Source organism: Stenotrophomonas sp. PI_27 (genome assembly GCF_027854495.1).
In the GTDB taxonomy this organism is placed as follows: domain Bacteria; phylum Pseudomonadota; class Gammaproteobacteria; order Xanthomonadales; family Xanthomonadaceae; genus Stenotrophomonas; species Stenotrophomonas pavanii.
In genome coordinates this window covers 138,758-154,066 of sequence record NZ_JAJNOF010000007.1, presented here as the reverse complement: position 1 = coordinate 154,066, position 15,309 = coordinate 138,758, and the positions used below count along the sequence as shown (strand labels likewise).

The window sequence follows — 15,309 nt, the reverse complement described above, 5'->3', positions numbered from 1 at the left end:
ACGGAAACTGTCCGGGGTCGGGCGGATGGGCTGGGCAGGGGTGTCCGCGGCATGGATGCCGCGGCCAAGCCCCCAGGGACGGGTTTACGGCGTCCCCTGCCCAGCCCATCCGCCCGGCCAGATCCACGACCCGCATTCCGCGACCAACCCACGGGGGGCTGCGCCGTTGGCTGGAAACTACGCCAGCGCGCGAAACACCAACGCCAGGATCGCCGGCACCGCCTGGATCATGAAAATACGGCGGCTCACGCTGTAGGCGCCATAGCACCCCGCCACGACCACACAGGCCAGCGAGAACGTCACCAGCACCGGCTGTGCCATCGCCAGCCCCACCCCGATGCCTGCCGCCAGGAAGCCGTTGTACAGGCCCTGGTTGGCCGCCAGCACGCGCGTGGTCTCGGCCTTCTCCGGCGTGTTGCGGAAGGTCTTCAGGCCCAGCGGGCGGGTCCACAGGAACATCTCCAGCACCAGGAAATAGACGTGCAGCAGTGCGACCAGCAGGGTCAGGGCGAGTGCGATCCAGTACATGTGCGGTTCCTTGGACAGGGAAGGAGAATGGGGTCAGCGCCCTTTCCCCGCGGGAAAGGGCTCTGACCCCGGCAAATCAACGGTCGCGCGGCAGTTTCTGTTCTTCGCGCAGCACGCCGAATGCGGCAGCGGTCATGCACGCGGCCACCACCACGCCACCGATGAACACGACGTGCGATCCGAACAGGGACAGGCCCTTGTGCAGCCACGCGAAGCTCAGGTCCGCGCCGCGGTAGACCACGGTGTCGATCGCCGCACCGGCCTTGTAGCGCCACTGCCGGTCCACGCGCGTGTAGATGGTCTCGCGCGCCGGCTTGGCCAGTGCGAATTCGCTGGCGCGGGTCATCACCTGCACCACCGCGACCATCAGCGGCATCGGCGAGGCAGCCAGCACCGAGAAGCCGATCAGGATCGCGAACCCGGGAACCAGCAGCGCCGGCGCGATGCCATGGCGCGACAGCAGCCAGCGGGTCAGGCCCAGCTGCATCAGCAGCGCCAGCGCGTTCACCGCCAGGTCGATGCGCGAGAAGAACGCGGTACTGGCCGCCGGGTCGGTGAAGGCCGCACGCACGATGCTGGCCTGCTGGTTGTACAGCAGCGTGCCGACGCCCACGCCGAACACCACCATCACCGCCAGCCAGCGCAGCAGCGGCTCGCGCACGATCAGTTTCAGGCCATCCAGTACGCTGCCGCCCATCGGCTGCTCGCCGGACACCAGCCGCTGCTCCCGTTCGCGCAGCACCGCCCAGTGCCGCAGCCGCCAGATGCTCAACAGGCAGATGGCGAGGAAACCGGCCGAGACCAGCATCAGGTTGGCGATGCCCACGCGTTGCACCAGCGCACTGGTGATGATCGGGCCGAGGAAGGCCCCGATGGTGCCTGCCGCGCCGATGTAGCCGTAGAAGGCGCGTGCCTGCGCGTTGGAGAACACGTCGGCCATGAAGCTCCAGAACACCGCCACCGCGAACAGGTTGAAGACCGTGATCCAGAAGAAGAACGCCATGCCGCGGCCCGGCACGCCGCTGTCGAACATGACATAGAAGCCCAGCAGGGTAACGATGAAGAAGCCATACACCGCGGGCAGGAACACGCGGCGCGGGAAGCGGCTGACCAGCCAGCCGTAGACCGGCTGCAGCACCAGCATGATCACGAACACGCAGGAGAACAGGAACTGCAGGACGAAATCCTTCAATGCGATGCCATGGCTCTCGAACCAGGCAATCAGCACGGGCGGAAACACCGTTTCCAGGTCGGCGGAAGCGGCCATCGCCTCGCGCACCGGGCGCAGTACGTAGTAGCCGCTGAGCAGGCAGAAGAAGTACAGGAACGACCACCATAGCGCCGGCGACTCGCGCAGCGCCATCGTCAGTCCGCGCAGTGCCCCCTTGCCCGGTGCCGCGCTCACACAGCGGCCCTCGCCCGCAGACGGCGGTTGGACAGCGGCATGGCAGGCTCCGGGGGGCAGTGAAGCGCGTACGTTAGCCAATGCACCGCAACAGCGCCAGCGTGCCCCGTCCTGGCGCCTGCGACGGCGCAGGACGCAGCCCGGCGGCGACACGTTCCGACACACTTTCGGGGCGTCAAAATTCCAACTTTTTCAACGAGATGCGCATTCATCTTCGCTTTGTTTGTGCACAGAGGAAAAGCGGCGCTAGAATCGCCATCAGCAGTCGCGCACGGGTCCAACCGATGAAAAAGAACAGCCTGCGTCGTCCGATCCGTTCGGCGGCCACCGGTTTGCTGGGCATGTTGATGCCCGTTGCCTTGTCCACCACCGCGCAGACCCCGCCGGCGTTGCCACCGATGCCGGCCAACATTGAATCGGCCGCCACCAGCGCCGTGCCGCACACCCAGCCAGCGGCCTACCGCACCGGGCTGGTGCCGCATGTGCAGGCGCCGGCCCCCGGCTTCAACGTCGCCAACATCGAGTCGATGGCGCAGCAGCTCACCTATGGCGAGCGCGTGCCGGGCATGGCGGTGGCGATCGTGCAGGGCGGCCGCATCCTCAGCGCGCGCGGCTATGGCGTCACCGACGTCAACAATCCGCAGCCGGTCGATGCGCACACCGTGTTCCGCCTGGCCTCGCTGTCGAAGGCGTTCGCCGGCACCATGGCCGGCCTGCTGGTCAACGACGGTACGCTGCGCTGGGACAGCAAGGTCACCGACTACGTGCCGGGCTTCCGCCTGAGCTCGCCGGAAGCAACCGATCGGCTGACCGTGGCCGATGTGCTCAGCCACCGCGTCGGCCTGCCCTACAACGCCTATGACCGCGATATCGAAGGCAACGCCGAGTACTACGCGCTGACCCAGAAGCTGGCCAACACCAGCCTCAAGTGCCTGCCGGGCGACTGCTACGCCTACCAGAACGTGGCCTTCAGCCTGATCGGCGACGTCGTCTATGCCGCGTCCGGCAGCTTTTACGAGCAGTCGGTGGAGCGCCGCATCTTCAAGCCGCTGGGCATGAACGATGCCAGCCTGGGCCTGGCCGGCATCCAGGCCAGCTCGCGCTGGGCGCGTCCGCACGTGCGCAGCCGCAATGGCTGGGTCTCGCTGACGCCGAAGCCGACCTACTACCGCGTGGCGCCGGCGGCGGGCGTCAATGCCAGCGCCAGTGACATGGCGCAGTGGCTGCTGGCCCATACCGGCCATCGCCCCGACGTGCTGCCGGCCCCGCTGCTGGCCACGCTGCATTCGAGCCTGATCAACACCCCGGGCGAAATGCGTTCGGGGTGGCGTCGCGAGCGCCTGCACTCGGCGGGCTACGCCCTGGGATGGCGCACGTTCGACTACGCCGGCCACGACGTGGTGTTCCATGCCGGCGCCGTGCAGGGCTATCGCGGCCTGGTCGCGCTGGTGCCGGAACGCGACCTCGGCATCGCCATCCTCTGGAATGGCGAAAGCGGCCTGCCCAGCGGCCTGCTGCCGACCGTGCTCGACTCCGCGCTGGGCCTGCCGGCGCAGCGCTGGCTGGACGTGGACACCGACTTTGGCAGCGACAACCTGATGGCCGAGGGTGCGAGCCCGGCGCAGCAGGACAAGCGCAAGGGCAAGGGTGCCTCCGGCAATCGCGCGGTCGCCTCGCCGCGCTGATCGGGCGGGCTCGACCGTGAGCCTGAAGGGCGGCCTGCGGGCCGCCCTTTTTTGTTGTTGTGTTGAGCCGAGCCACGCTCGGCCGAGCGGCATCGTGGTGAAAAACAACCGAGCGGGGTTCGGCGCTGCAGCTCCGCAGCGCTAGTGCGCAAAGTAGTGCATGCCACCGTCCACCGGGATCACCGCACCGGTGATGTAGCCAGCCAGCGGCGAGGCCAGGAACGCCACCAGCGGCGCCACTTCCTCCGGCTCTCCGAAGCGTCCGATGGGGATGTTGCGCGCAGTGAACTCGCGCCGGCTGGCTTCGGTGGGATGCAGGCGATCGAGGATCTGCGCGCTGTTGATACGCCCCGGCGCGATCGCATTCACCGTGATGCCCTGCCCAGCCAGCTCCGATGCCAGCCCCTTGCTCCACAGATGCAGTGCCGCCTTCGCCGCGGTAGCGGCATTGAGCGCGCGTGGCTCCATCGAACCGCTGAAGTTGATCACCCGCCCCCATCGGCGCGCCTGCATGTCCGGCAACAGTGCCTGGGTCAGCCGTCGCGCAGCGGAGAAGTTCAGGGCGATCGCCTCGTCCCATACCTCGTCAGCGGCGTCCACCGTGGTCGGACGCGAGCCTCCCGCCGCATTGACCAGGATGTCGATGCGCTGCAACGCGGCCCGCGATGCCTGTGCGACATGCAGGACGTCCTCGGCAACGGTGAGATCGCCGGCCACGACGACCGGTGCTGCGCCGCCGTCGGCTTCGATCCGTGCCGCCAATGTCAGCAGCGGTTCCTGGCGCCGCGACGTGATGGCGACGTGCACGCCCTGCGCCGCCAGCTGCCTGGCGACGGCGGCACCGATGCCGCTGGCCGCGCCCGTCACCAGTGCGGTACGGCCTGCAAGATTCAAGTCCATGGGGGGTCTCCTGTCAGTGGGGCCGGTGCATCCGGCCGGTGCAGGACAGGCTGTACGATCACCCCTGATTGATAAACTCCGCGCAGGTTTCAGCATTCAACACCCGGGGTGTCAGATGAACCTGCTGGAAAGCATGCAGGTCTACGTGCTGATCGTGGACAAGGGCAGCCTCAGTGCGGCCGCGGCGGCGATGGAGATCTCCGCGACGATGGCGGGCAAGCACCTGCGTGCGCTGGAAGCCCGGCTGGGGATGCAGCTGTTGAGCCGTACCACCCGGCGCCAGCACATGACGCCATTCGGCGAGGACTACTACACGCGCTGCAAGGAGATCCTGCGCCTGGTGGAGGAAACCGACGCGCAGGCGCAGCACCAGCAGCTCTCACCGGCGGGCACGCTGCGCATCAGTGCACCGGTGATCTTCGGTACACACGCGCTGGTACCGGCGCTGGCCGAGTACATGGCGCGTCATCCGGATGTCCGGGTCGAAGCCACGCTGACCGATCGTGTGGTCGACCTGGCCGAAGAGGGCTTCGAGGCGGCGCTGCGCATTGGAACGCTGGCCGACAGCAGCGTGCTGGTTGCGCGTGCGCTGGCGCCCTATCGCCTGATGATGTGCGCCTCGCCCGCGTACCTGGCCCGGCATGGCACGCCACACAGCGTGCAGGCGCTTGCCCGGCACCAGTGCCTGTCGTTCGAACCGAGCGCGCTGGCACAGTGGCTGCAGGGCGATGCTGGCGGGCTCGACCGCGTTCCCGACGGGCGGCTGCAGATCAACAATGGCGAAGCGCTGCGTTCGGCGGCGCTGCATGGCCTGGGCATCGTCCTGCAATCGACGCTGCTGCTGGGCGCCGATGTCGACGCCGGACGCCTGGTGCAGCTGTTCCCCGAACACGGCCAGGCCGGTCGGCCGATGCACGTGGTCTACGCCCACGACCGTTACCGTTCGACCCGCCTGCGCAGCTTCCTGGATTTCCTGGTGGAGCGCTTTCCACCGGCGCCGCACCGATAACGTCGACCGTCTGAAAAGCCGTCGGGCATGGCTTGACGCTACAGGCGGCCCCATAAAAAAACCCCCTCCCCGCTGGGCAGCCAGGGAAGGGGTTTCAGGATGCGGCTATCGGGAAGTACTTAGATCAGCGGCGCCGGGGTTGCCGGCAGAGCGACCGGAGCGGCCTTCTTCTTGCGGGCGGCCGGCTTGCGCTTGGCAACCTTCTTCGCCGCCTTCTTCGGGGCAGCCTTCTTGGTGGCCTTCTTCGCGGTCTTCTTCACTGCCTTCTTGGCGGTCTTCTTGACGGCCTTCTTGGCAGTGGCCTTCTTCGCGACCTTCTTGGCAGGCTTGCGGGCCGTTGCCTTCTTGGCGGTCTTCTTGGTGGCCTTCTTGGCTACCTTCTTCGCGGCCTTCTTGGCAGTGGACTTCTTGGCGACCTTCTTTGCCGCCTTCTTCACTGCCTTCTTCGCAGTGGCCTTCTTGGCGACCTTCTTCGCCGCCTTCTTCACTGCCTTCTTGGCGGTCGACTTCTTCGCGACCTTCTTCACTGCCTTCTTGGCAGCGGCCTTCTTCGCGACCTTCTTCACCGCCTTCTTGGCGGCGGGCTTTTTCTTCGCAGCTTTCTTGGTTGCCATGGGATGGCTCCTCGTCAGTGATAGGGAGTTGAAACGCCCAGGTGGATCAAACCCGCGGATGCTGCGTGCGGGGACCGCCGGCGCGTCAGGCGCGCCGTTACGGATGCGGCAATGCCCGCCTCGATCGGCGGAGCGGGCACTGGAACGGAAGGTGCCTTGCATTTCTCCGGGGGAAGCGGGGCCGTGTCCACCGTCATCAGGGTCGCGGTGGTCTTGAGGGGGCTGCTTCGCATCGGACGATTGATTCTGCGCACTCGGTTGGGCAGGCAAGGTCTGCTGAGGCGAAACCTAATCACGGTTTTTTTTACTGTCAACAACCCCCGCGAAAAATTTTCACATCCGCGCCATCCCGGACACCGCCTGCGCCGCCGGCACGCACGGCCTGCAATGGCGGTTGACGCGCTGACCACGTGCGCCGCAGCGACCAACGCCAATGCACACGTTGAACAAAAACCACTTGAAATAAGCACTCCGCGCAATCATGCGCAGTGCCGCCGCGCGCGTGCGCGTGCTTCGCCGATGGTTCCTGGCACCGCCGCCACCGCCAGCACAACGGGGCCGCAACGGGGGGCGAAAAGTTTTCACATCCGACTGCGTCGGAGCGGGGCGGAAACGTGGATTTGCGCAAAACTGCGCACGCCTGTCGGCACCGTTCGTCTGTCTGCTGATGCCGCGCCGAGGGCGCGCAGCGAACCGGCCGGCATGAGTCCGATGCGGTCGTCAAAACAAAAACGGCCACCCGAAGGTGGCCGTTCCAGAACCCGGAGGCGACGACTCAGTGGTCGTCGTTCTCCAGGGCTTCGGCGTACGCGTCCGGATCGAGCAGGTCGTTGATCTCTTCGGCGTTGGTCAGTTCGACCACGAACATCCAGCCTTCGCCGTAGGCATCTTCGTTGATGGTTTCCGGCTTGTCGGACAGCGCCGCGTTGACCTCGACGACCTTGCCGCTGACCGGGCTGTAGACGTCCGAGGCGGCCTTCACCGACTCGACGACGGCGATCTGCTCGCCGGCCTTGGCGTCGGCGCCGACTTCCGGCAGTTCGACGTAGACCAGGTCACCCAGCAGGCCCTGGGCGTGGTCGGAAATACCGACGGTGACGCGGCCATTGCCTTCGACACGGGCCCACTCATGGGACTTGAGGAACTTGAGGTCGCCGGGGATCTCGCTCATGGGACTGCTCCAGAGATATGCAGGGGGTGGAAAAAACGGGGCTAGTGTAACCAACCGGCCGCCACTGCTGTCAGTGACGACCGGCATGTCCGGATCAGGCGTCGGCGAGCACGCCGGGCTGGGCCTGGCCTTCGCGCACGAACGGGAACTTGACCACGCGCACCGGCACCTGCCGACCGCGGATATCGACGGTGACCTCGCCGAGCTCACCGGCCGGCACACGGGCGAAGGCGATGCCCTTGGCCAGGGTCGGCGAGAAGGTGCCGGACAGGATCTCGCCCTGGCCACTGGCCGTGGTCACCGCCTGGCCGTGGCGCAGCACGCCCTTCTCGTCCATCACCAGACCGATCATCTGGCGCGCGGTGCCGGCGGCCTTCTGCGCCTCCAGCACGTCGCGGCCGATGAAGTCGCGGCCTTCGTCCAGCGACACGGTCCAGGCCAGCGCCGCTTCATACGGGCTGATCTCTTCATCCATGTCCTGGCCGTACAGGTTCATGCCGGCTTCCAGGCGAAGGGTGTCGCGCGCGCCGAGGCCAGCCGGCTTCACCCCTGCCGCCAGCAGGCGGTTCCAGAACGCGACCACGGCATCCTGCGGCAACAGGATCTCGAAACCATCTTCACCGGTGTAGCCGGTGCGCGCGACGAACAGCTCGACGCCATCATCGGACTGCGCCTGCAGGGCGGCGAAACGCCCCAGCTTGGTCAACGCGGCACGGTCGGCTTCGCGGGCCAGGCCGATCACGATGTCGCGCGCCTTCGGGCCCTGCACGGCGAGGATCGCCAGGTCCGGACGCTGCTCGACCGAAACGCCGAACGGCGCGGCCTGCTCGCGCAGCCACGCCAGATCCTTCTCGCGGGTGGATGCGTTGACCACCATGCGGAAGAAATCTTCGTCCAGGTAATAGACGATCAGATCGTCGATGACACCGCCGCGCGGATTCAGCATGCACGAGTACAGCGCCTTGCCGGTCACCTTCAGCTTGTCGATCGAGTTGGCCAGCAGGCGACGCAGGAACGGCTTGACCTGGTCACCGCGCAGATCGACCACGGTCATGTGGCTGACGTCGAACACGCCGGCGTCGCGACGCACCAGATGATGCTCGTCCAGCTGCGAGCCGTAGTGGATGGGCATGTCCCAACCCCCGAAATCGACCATCTTGGCGCCGAGGGCGCGGTGGGTATCGTTGAGCAGCGTCTTCTGGGTCATGACCGGGTCCGGCAGCAGAGGAAACAAGAATCCCCATTATCCCAGATCGGTCGCCCGCAGGCGTGCCGCAGCGCAGCGCCGGAGCGCAAGCGCCGAGCCCACGCCCGGCGCCCGCACGAAGCGGCCCGGCTCTACAAGGAGCGGCCCGCAGCCTCGACCTGCAGCGTGCTGCCCTGCACCGCCACCACCCGCACCCACGTACCCGCCGGCAGCTCCGGGCCGCTCACCGGCCAGGACGCATCGTCGATGCTGACCCGTCCCTGGCCATCGACGATACCCTGCTGCAGTACCACCTCCCGGCCGACCAGCTGCTCGGCGCGGCGGTTGAGCAACGGCGCATCGCTGGGCCGTGCCCGCGGCCGTCCCCAGCGCCGGTAGCACTGGATCGACACCACGCTCAGCAGGACGAAGGCGATCACCTGCCACAACAGCGGAATGTCGCTGAATACCGCAACCAGCACGAACACGGCGGCCGCGCCAATGCCGATCCACAGCATGAACGCACCCGGCGCCAGCGCTTCGGCCGCGAACAGCAGCAGCGCCAACGCGCCCCAACCGACGACTTCCCAGCGCATGTCAGCCTCCGAGCGGCGGCGGCCGCTTGCCCGCGGCCTTGTTGTCCTGGCTGGCCAGCGCCTGCTTTGCCAGTTCGGCCACGCCTGCGATCGATCCGATCACCCCGCTGGCCTCCATCGGCATCAGCACCAGCTTCTGGTTCGGCGAACTGGCCAGTTCCTTGAACGCTTCCACGTACTTCTGCGCGACAAAGTAGTTGATCGCCTGCACGTCACCCTCGGCGATCGCCGCCGACACCACCTTGGTGGCCATCGCTTCGGCCTCGGCCAGGCGTTCGCGCGCCTCGGCATCGCGGAACGCGGCTTCGCGACGGCCCTCGGCCTCCAGGACGGTGGCCTGCTTTTCGCCATCGGCGCGCAGGATCTCCGACTGGCGTGAACCCTCTGCCTCGAGGATCTGCGCGCGCTTTTCGCGCTCGGCCTTCATCTGCCGCGCCATCGCGTCCAGCAGATCGCGCGGCGGCTGGATGTCGCGGATCTCGATGCGGTTGACCTTCACGCCCCAGGGATTGGTGGCATGGTCGACCACGCTCAGCAGCTGGGCATTGATGACCTCGCGCTGGCTGAGCGATTCATCCAGGTCCATCGAACCGATCACGGTACGGATGTTGGTCTGCACCAAGGCGATCATCGCCACTTCCAGGTTGGCCACCTCGTAGGCGGCCTTGGCCGCATCCAGGACCTGGAAGAACACCACGCCGTCCACGCGCACGGCGGCGTTGTCCTTGGTGATCACTTCCTGGCTGGGCACATCCAGCACCTGCTCCATCATGTTCACCTTGCGTCCCACGCCGTACACGATCGGGATCAGGAAGTGCAGGCCGGGGCTCATGGTGTGCGTGTACCGCCCGAAGCGCTCGACGGTCCATTCGTAGCCCTGCGGTACCATCCGTACCGCCTTGAACAGGATGACCACGGCCACGAAAGCCAGTACCGCGGTAAAAAACATGGTCGGGAACATCTCGCTTTCCTTATCTGTGACGTCCAGGCCCCAGCATAGCGCGTGAAGGCCACATTCACAGAGGAACTACCAGGGCACGCGCCCGCGCAGGATGTCGGCGAACATCATCCAGTCGCCCATGAACGAGTACAGCGGGTGCTGGAATGTCGCCGGGCGGTTCTTCTCGAAAAAGAAGTGACCGACCCAGGCGAAGCCGTAACCGCAGAACAGGGCGGCAAGCATGAGGATGGCTTGCCCGCGCAGGATTGCCGCCGCAACCAGCAGCAGCACCCCGCAGCTGCCGATGAAGTGCAGGCGGCGCGACACCGGGTGGCGATGCTCGCTGAGGTAGAACGGATAGAACTCGCGGAAGCTGGCGAAGCGGGACATGCGCGTGCTCCGGGAACCAGGGTCGTCGCCATCATGCACCATCGCCGACCTTGTGGCGCCGAGCCATGCCCGGCTTGCGCGCGCCAGCACGGTCGGCAGGAAGCGCAGCCACGCATGGCCCGGCGCTACCCTGATGAGGTGCGCGGCCCGAACATGATCACCGCCATGCCGGCCAGGCACAGCGCAGCGCCCAGCAGGTCCCAGCGGCTGGGGCGGATGCCGTCGACCAACCACAACCAGAACAGCGCGGTGCCGATGTACACGCCACCGTAGGCCGCATAGACCCGCCCACTGGCGGTCGGGTGCAGCGTCAACAGCCACGCGAACAGGGCCAGGCTGGCCGCGGCCGGCAACAGCAACCAGACGCTGCCGCCCTTGCGCAGCCATACCCAGGGCAGGTAGCAGCCGACGATCTCGGCCAGCGCGGTCAGCAGGAACAGGCCCAGCGTCTTCACGCTTTCTCCGCCGCCTTGGCCTGCTGCCACAGCGCTTCCTGCGCATCCAGGTCCAGTGCGGGCAATGCGCTGCCCTGTGCTTCGGCCTGCGCCTCCATCGCACGGAAACGGCGCTCGAACTTGTGGTTGGCGCCGCGCAGGGCGGCGCCCAGGTCGACATCGGCATGGCGTGCCAGGTTCGCGCAGACGAACAGCAGGTCGCCGAGCTCTTCCTGCAGCCGCGCCTTGTTGCCCGCGATATCGCCGCGCTCGAACTCCTCCCGCAGCTCCTGCAGCTCCTCGGCCGCCTTGTCCAGCACCGGCAGCGGACCTGGCCAGTCGAAACCGACCTTGGCCGCGCGCGACTGCAGCTTCACCGCACGTTGCCACTCCGGCAGGCCGCGCGAGATGCCGGCCAGTGCGGAGGTGTCCTGCTCGCCCTTGGCGGCACGCTCGGCGCGCTTGATCGCCTCCCAGTTGCGCATCACCCCATCGGCATCGTCGACGCTGACATCGGCGAACACGTGCGGGTGGCGGCGCTGCATCTTGTCGCTGATCGCGCGGGCGACGTCGGCGAAGCCGAACGCGTCCTGCTCCTCGGCCATGCGCGCATGGAACACCACCTGCAGCAGCAGGTCGCCGAGCTCGTCGCAGAGATCGTCGAGGTCGCCGCGGTCGATCGCATCGGCCACCTCGTAGGCTTCCTCGATGGTGTACGGGGCAATGGTCGAGAAGTCCTGCTCCAGGTCCCACGGGCAACCTCCCTGCGGGTCGCGCAGGCGCGCCATGATGACCAGCAGGCGTTGCAGTTGATGGCTTGCCTCGCTGCCGGTGGCAGGGGTGTCGTGCGCGCTCATGCGGCCTCCAGGAATCAGTCGGACAACCAGTCCCGCCACGGCAGGCTGGTATCACCAAGGGCGATGAAATCGCCGTTCAACAGGGTTTCGCGGCGGTTGTAGCGGAACGGCTTGCCGGTCGCCGCCGACAGCACCGCACCACCAGCGGCGTGCAGCACGCACTGGCCGGCTGCGGTATCCCATTCAGAGGTCGGGCCGAGCCGCGGGTAGACATCCAGGCCGCCTTCGGCGATCCGGCAGAACTTCAGCGACGAGCCCTGCGCGATGGTCTCGATGCGGCCCATGCGCGCCAGCAGCGCCTCGGTTTCCGGCGAACGGTGCGAGCGGCTGGCGGCAACGCGCAGCGGGGCGGTGGCCGGCGCGCGGGTACGCAGCACGGTGTCGTGCAGGCCCTGCCGCCGGTAGGCCAGCTCGCCACGCATGGCATGCCAGACGATGCCGGTGACCGGCGCCAGCACCACGCCGAAGGCCGGCGCGCCCTGGTAGATCAGCGCGATGTTGACGCTGAACTCGCCATTGCGCTTGACGAATTCACGGGTGCCGTCAAGCGGGTCCACCAGCCAGTACGCGCCCCAGTGGCGCCGTTGTTCCCACCCCACCTGTGCCGATTCCTCGGACAGGATCGGCAGGTCCGGGGTCAGCTGGCGCAGGCCCAGTTCGATGACCTGGTTGGCGGCCAGGTCGGCAGCGGTGACCGGGCTGTCGTCGTCCTTGATCTGCACCTCGAAGCCATCGGCGTACACCTGCATGATGGCCTGTCCGGCTTCCTGGGCGATGGCGATGGCGGTCTCGCGCAGGTCCGTGGTCAGCTTGATCATCGCGTTCCCTGCAGCCACTGGCGGGCAATGAACAGCGCCGCCAGCGAGCGTCCCTCGGAGAAGTCCTCGCGCAGCATCAGCCGGTCCAGATCGGCCAGCTTCCACGGCACCACTTCCAGTTCTTCCGGCTCGTCGCCGGCCAGCTTTTCCGGGTACAGGTCGCGCGCCACCACCAGCCACGACTGGTGGCTCATGTAGGTCGGGGCCAGGGTCATCGCGCGCAGCACGTCGACCCGGCGCGCACCATAACCGGCCTCTTCCTTCAGTTCGCGGTCGGCGGCCTGCTCGGGGGTCTCGCCGGCGTCGATCCGGCCCTTGACCAGCCCCAGCTCGTAGCGGTGCATGCCAGCGGCGTATTCACGTACCAGCAGCACGGTTTCGTCGTCGAGCATCGGCACCACCACCACCGCCCCATGCCCACGGCTGACCAGCCGCTCGAAGCGGCGGCGTTCGCCGTTGGAGAACTCCAGGTCCAGATGCTGGCGCTGGAAGGGGCCGTTCTCCTCATCGGTGATCCGATGGATGATCGGCAAGCGACGGCCGGCACGGTCATCGTTCATGCGGGATCTCCGCGGCGACCGGCGGCTGTGCCGGGGCCGATAGAATGTGCAGGCAGCAACATGTTCATGAGCCCGAAATGCTAGCAGACCCAACCCCTTCCCCGCTGGCCAGCCATTGGCGGCAGCGCGACCTGCAGGTGCTGTGGCACCCGTGCACGCAGATGCGTGAGCATCCGGACACCCTGCCCCTGGTGCCGATCGCCCGTGGCGAAGGGGCCTGGCTGATCGACCACGATGGCAACCGCTACCTGGACGCGGTCAGCAGCTGGTGGACCAACCTGTTCGGCCACGCCGAGCCGCGCATCGGGGGCGCCATCGCCGCCCAGGCCGGGCAACTGGAACAGGTGATGCTGGCAGGCTTCGGCCACGAGCCGGCCATTACCCTGGCCGAACGCCTGCTGGCACTCGCGCCACGCCAGGCCGGCCGTGCACCGCTGGCCAAGGTGTTCTACGCCGACAACGGTTCGGCCGGCGTGGAAGTGGCGCTGAAGATGGCCTTCCAGTACTTCCAGAATCGCGGAGAGTCCCAGCGCACCCGCTTCATCGCGCTCGAGAACGGCTACCACGGCGAAACCCTGGGCGCGTTGGCGCTGGGTGACATCCCGCTGTATCGCCGGGTCTATGCGCCGCTGCTGGCCGAAGGCCTGTTCGCCCCCTCGCCCGATGCCTACCTGGCCGAACCGGGCCAGAGCGCGGCCGATCGTGCGCGGCAGGCCGCCGATGGCCTGGCCACGCTGTTCGACCAGCACCGGGGAGAAGTCTGCGCGGTGGTGCTGGAGCCACGGCTGCAGTGTGCCGGTGGCATGCGCATGCATGATCCGGTCTACCTGCAGCGCGTGCGCGAACTGTGCGACGCGCACGGCGCGTTCATGATCGCCGACGAGATCGCCACCGGCTTCGGCCGCACCGGCACCCTGTTCGCCTGTGAGCAGGCCGGGGTGATGCCGGACCTGATGTGCCTGTCCAAGGGCCTGACCGGCGGCTTCCTGCCGCTGGCCGCAGTGCTGGCCACCCAGGCGCTGTACGACGCCTTCCTTGACGACACGCGCGAGCGTGCGTTCCTGCATTCGCACAGCTACACCGGCAACCCGTTGGCCTGCGCAGCCGCACTGGCGACGCTGGACATCTTCCGCGACGACGATGTGATCGCCCGCAACCGCGGCATCGCTTCGGTGATGGGCACCCTGGCGGCTCCTTTCAGCGACCATCCGCACGTGGCCGACGTGCGCCAGGCGGGGATGGTGGTCGCCTTCGAACTGTCGCGTGACGGCAACCGGCGCACGCCGTTCGACCCGGCCCTGCGGCTGGGCCTGCACGCGTACAAGGCCGCGCTGAAACGTGGCGTGGTGCTGCGCCCGCTGGGCGACGTGCTGTACTGGATGCCACCCTATTGCGTGGACGACGAACAACTGGAGCTGCTGGCGCATGCGACGCTGGCAGCCATCGACGAGGCGATTGCATGCGCGTGACCCGCTGCCCCATCGACCTGGCGCTGCACAGCGGCCAGACCGTGACCCTGCCGGAAGAGACGGCCAACCACCTGGTGCGGGTGATGCGCCTGCGCGAGGGAGATACCTGCGTACTGTTCAATGGCGACGGCCATGACTACAGCGCGACGCTGACCGTGGCCGGCAAGCGCGAGGTCCAGGCCCGCATCGACGCGGTGCAGGCCGTCGACAACGAATCGCCGCTGGCCATCACCCTGCTGCAGGGCATCGCCCGCGGCGAGAAGATGGACCTGATCCTGCAGAAGGCCACCGAACTGGGCGTGGCGGCGATCATTCCGGTCAACGCCGAGCGGACCGAGGTGAAGCTGGATGCGGCACGGGCCGAGAAGCGCGTGGCGCACTGGAACAACGTGGTGACGTCGGCCTGTGGCCAGTCCGGGCGTGCACGCATCCCGCGGGTGGGTTCGCCGCTGTCGCTGGCCCAGGCCGCCACGGCGCTGCCGGCCGATACGCTGCGCCTGACCCTGGACCCACTGGGCGCGCATCGGCTGTCGACGCTGCAGGCTGCGCCGGCAGGCGGCATCGTGATCGCGATCGGCCCGGAGGGCGGCTGGTCACCCCGTGATCGCGATCAACTGGCTGCGGCCGGCTTCCAGGGGCTGCAGCTGGGCCCGCGGATCCTGCGCACGGAAACGGCCGGGCTGGCCGCGATTGCCGCATTGCAGGCGCGGTTGGGCGACCTGGGGTAAGGCAGATTTGTGGTAGTGC

17 protein-coding genes are annotated in these 15,309 nt (G+C 67.5%); 4 read left to right on the top strand and 13 right to left on the bottom strand.

The window, feature by feature from the left end; genetic code table 11:
- Positions 1 to 177: 177 nt before the first annotated feature.
- The gene (locus LRM18_RS11470; protein WP_049469749.1) at positions 178 to 528 is read right to left on the bottom strand and encodes a DUF1304 domain-containing protein; all 351 of its coding nucleotides are present in this window, start codon (positions 526 to 528) and stop codon (positions 178 to 180) included.
- A gap of 76 nt (positions 529 to 604) precedes the next feature.
- On the bottom strand, positions 605 to 1,891 hold the full coding sequence (locus tag LRM18_RS11465; RefSeq protein ID WP_270954670.1) for an MFS transporter: 1,287 nt from the start codon (positions 1,889 to 1,891) through the stop codon (positions 605 to 607).
- Between the two features lie 326 nt (positions 1,892 to 2,217).
- Between LRM18_RS11465 and LRM18_RS11460 the strand changes: the two genes are divergently transcribed.
- Positions 2,218 to 3,618, top strand: coding sequence for a serine hydrolase domain-containing protein (locus LRM18_RS11460; RefSeq protein WP_049469759.1), 1,401 nt, complete (start codon positions 2,218 to 2,220; stop codon positions 3,616 to 3,618).
- A gap of 141 nt (positions 3,619 to 3,759) precedes the next feature.
- Here the strand turns inward: LRM18_RS11460 and LRM18_RS11455 are convergent, their stop codons facing one another.
- On the bottom strand, positions 3,760 to 4,518 hold the full coding sequence (locus tag LRM18_RS11455; RefSeq protein WP_270954569.1) for an SDR family oxidoreductase: 759 nt from the start codon (positions 4,516 to 4,518) through the stop codon (positions 3,760 to 3,762).
- Positions 4,519 to 4,633: 115 nt separating this feature from the next.
- Here LRM18_RS11455 and LRM18_RS11450 point away from each other — a divergent pair, with 115 nt between their 5' ends.
- Positions 4,634 to 5,527 carry a LysR family transcriptional regulator gene (locus tag LRM18_RS11450; protein ID WP_270954568.1) on the top strand — a complete coding sequence of 298 codons (894 nt, stop codon included), beginning with the start codon at positions 4,634 to 4,636 and terminating at the stop codon, positions 5,525 to 5,527.
- A gap of 119 nt (positions 5,528 to 5,646) precedes the next feature.
- Here the strand turns inward: LRM18_RS11450 and LRM18_RS11445 are convergent, their stop codons facing one another.
- From LRM18_RS11445 to nudE, 10 genes are all read right to left on the bottom strand, one after another.
- A complete protein-coding gene (locus tag LRM18_RS11445) occupies positions 5,647 to 6,141 on the bottom strand; it encodes a hypothetical protein (protein WP_270954567.1) in 495 nt (164 codons plus the stop codon).
- A 775-nt stretch (positions 6,142 to 6,916) separates the two neighbouring features.
- Positions 6,917 to 7,312, bottom strand: coding sequence for a glycine cleavage system protein GcvH (gene gcvH, locus LRM18_RS11440; RefSeq protein WP_049469771.1), 396 nt, complete (start codon positions 7,310 to 7,312; stop codon positions 6,917 to 6,919).
- Positions 7,313 to 7,406: 94 nt separating this feature from the next.
- Positions 7,407 to 8,519 (bottom strand): glycine cleavage system aminomethyltransferase GcvT, encoded by a 1,113-nt coding sequence (gcvT, locus tag LRM18_RS11435; RefSeq protein WP_057494970.1) that lies wholly within the window; start codon positions 8,517 to 8,519, stop codon positions 7,407 to 7,409.
- A 131-nt stretch (positions 8,520 to 8,650) separates the two neighbouring features.
- Positions 8,651 to 9,094 carry an NfeD family protein gene (locus tag LRM18_RS11430; protein WP_064239032.1) on the bottom strand — a complete coding sequence of 148 codons (444 nt, stop codon included), beginning with the start codon at positions 9,092 to 9,094 and terminating at the stop codon, positions 8,651 to 8,653.
- Position 9,095: 1 nt separating this feature from the next.
- A complete protein-coding gene (locus LRM18_RS11425; RefSeq protein ID WP_049469781.1) occupies positions 9,096 to 10,055 on the bottom strand; it encodes an SPFH domain-containing protein in 960 nt (319 codons plus the stop codon).
- 66 nt (positions 10,056 to 10,121) lie between these two features.
- The gene (locus LRM18_RS11420) at positions 10,122 to 10,424 is read right to left on the bottom strand and encodes a DUF962 domain-containing protein (protein ID WP_206633222.1); all 303 of its coding nucleotides are present in this window, start codon (positions 10,422 to 10,424) and stop codon (positions 10,122 to 10,124) included.
- 125 nt (positions 10,425 to 10,549) lie between these two features.
- The gene (locus LRM18_RS11415) at positions 10,550 to 10,879 is read right to left on the bottom strand and encodes a YnfA family protein (protein ID WP_049395784.1); all 330 of its coding nucleotides are present in this window, start codon (positions 10,877 to 10,879) and stop codon (positions 10,550 to 10,552) included.
- Positions 10,876 to 11,715: a nucleoside triphosphate pyrophosphohydrolase gene (gene mazG / locus LRM18_RS11410; protein WP_270954566.1), complete on the bottom strand. Its 840-nt coding sequence runs from the start codon at positions 11,713 to 11,715 to the stop codon at positions 10,876 to 10,878. The genes LRM18_RS11415 and mazG overlap by 4 nt, the downstream gene beginning before the upstream one ends.
- A 14-nt stretch (positions 11,716 to 11,729) precedes the next feature.
- Positions 11,730 to 12,533 (bottom strand): 3'(2'),5'-bisphosphate nucleotidase CysQ, encoded by an 804-nt coding sequence (gene cysQ / locus LRM18_RS11405; RefSeq protein WP_206633220.1) that lies wholly within the window; start codon positions 12,531 to 12,533, stop codon positions 11,730 to 11,732.
- Positions 12,530 to 13,093, bottom strand: coding sequence for an ADP compounds hydrolase NudE (gene nudE / locus LRM18_RS11400; protein ID WP_064239035.1), 564 nt, complete (start codon positions 13,091 to 13,093; stop codon positions 12,530 to 12,532). The genes cysQ and nudE overlap by 4 nt, the downstream gene beginning before the upstream one ends.
- A 77-nt stretch (positions 13,094 to 13,170) precedes the next feature.
- Here nudE and bioA point away from each other — a divergent pair, with 77 nt between their 5' ends.
- The gene (gene bioA, locus LRM18_RS11395) at positions 13,171 to 14,562 is read left to right on the top strand and encodes an adenosylmethionine--8-amino-7-oxononanoate transaminase (protein WP_270954565.1); all 1,392 of its coding nucleotides are present in this window, start codon (positions 13,171 to 13,173) and stop codon (positions 14,560 to 14,562) included.
- A complete protein-coding gene (locus tag LRM18_RS11390; protein WP_103282538.1) occupies positions 14,553 to 15,290 on the top strand; it encodes a 16S rRNA (uracil(1498)-N(3))-methyltransferase in 738 nt (245 codons plus the stop codon). Before bioA ends, LRM18_RS11390 begins: the two co-directional genes overlap by 10 nt.
- Positions 15,291 to 15,309 lie beyond the last annotated feature (19 nt).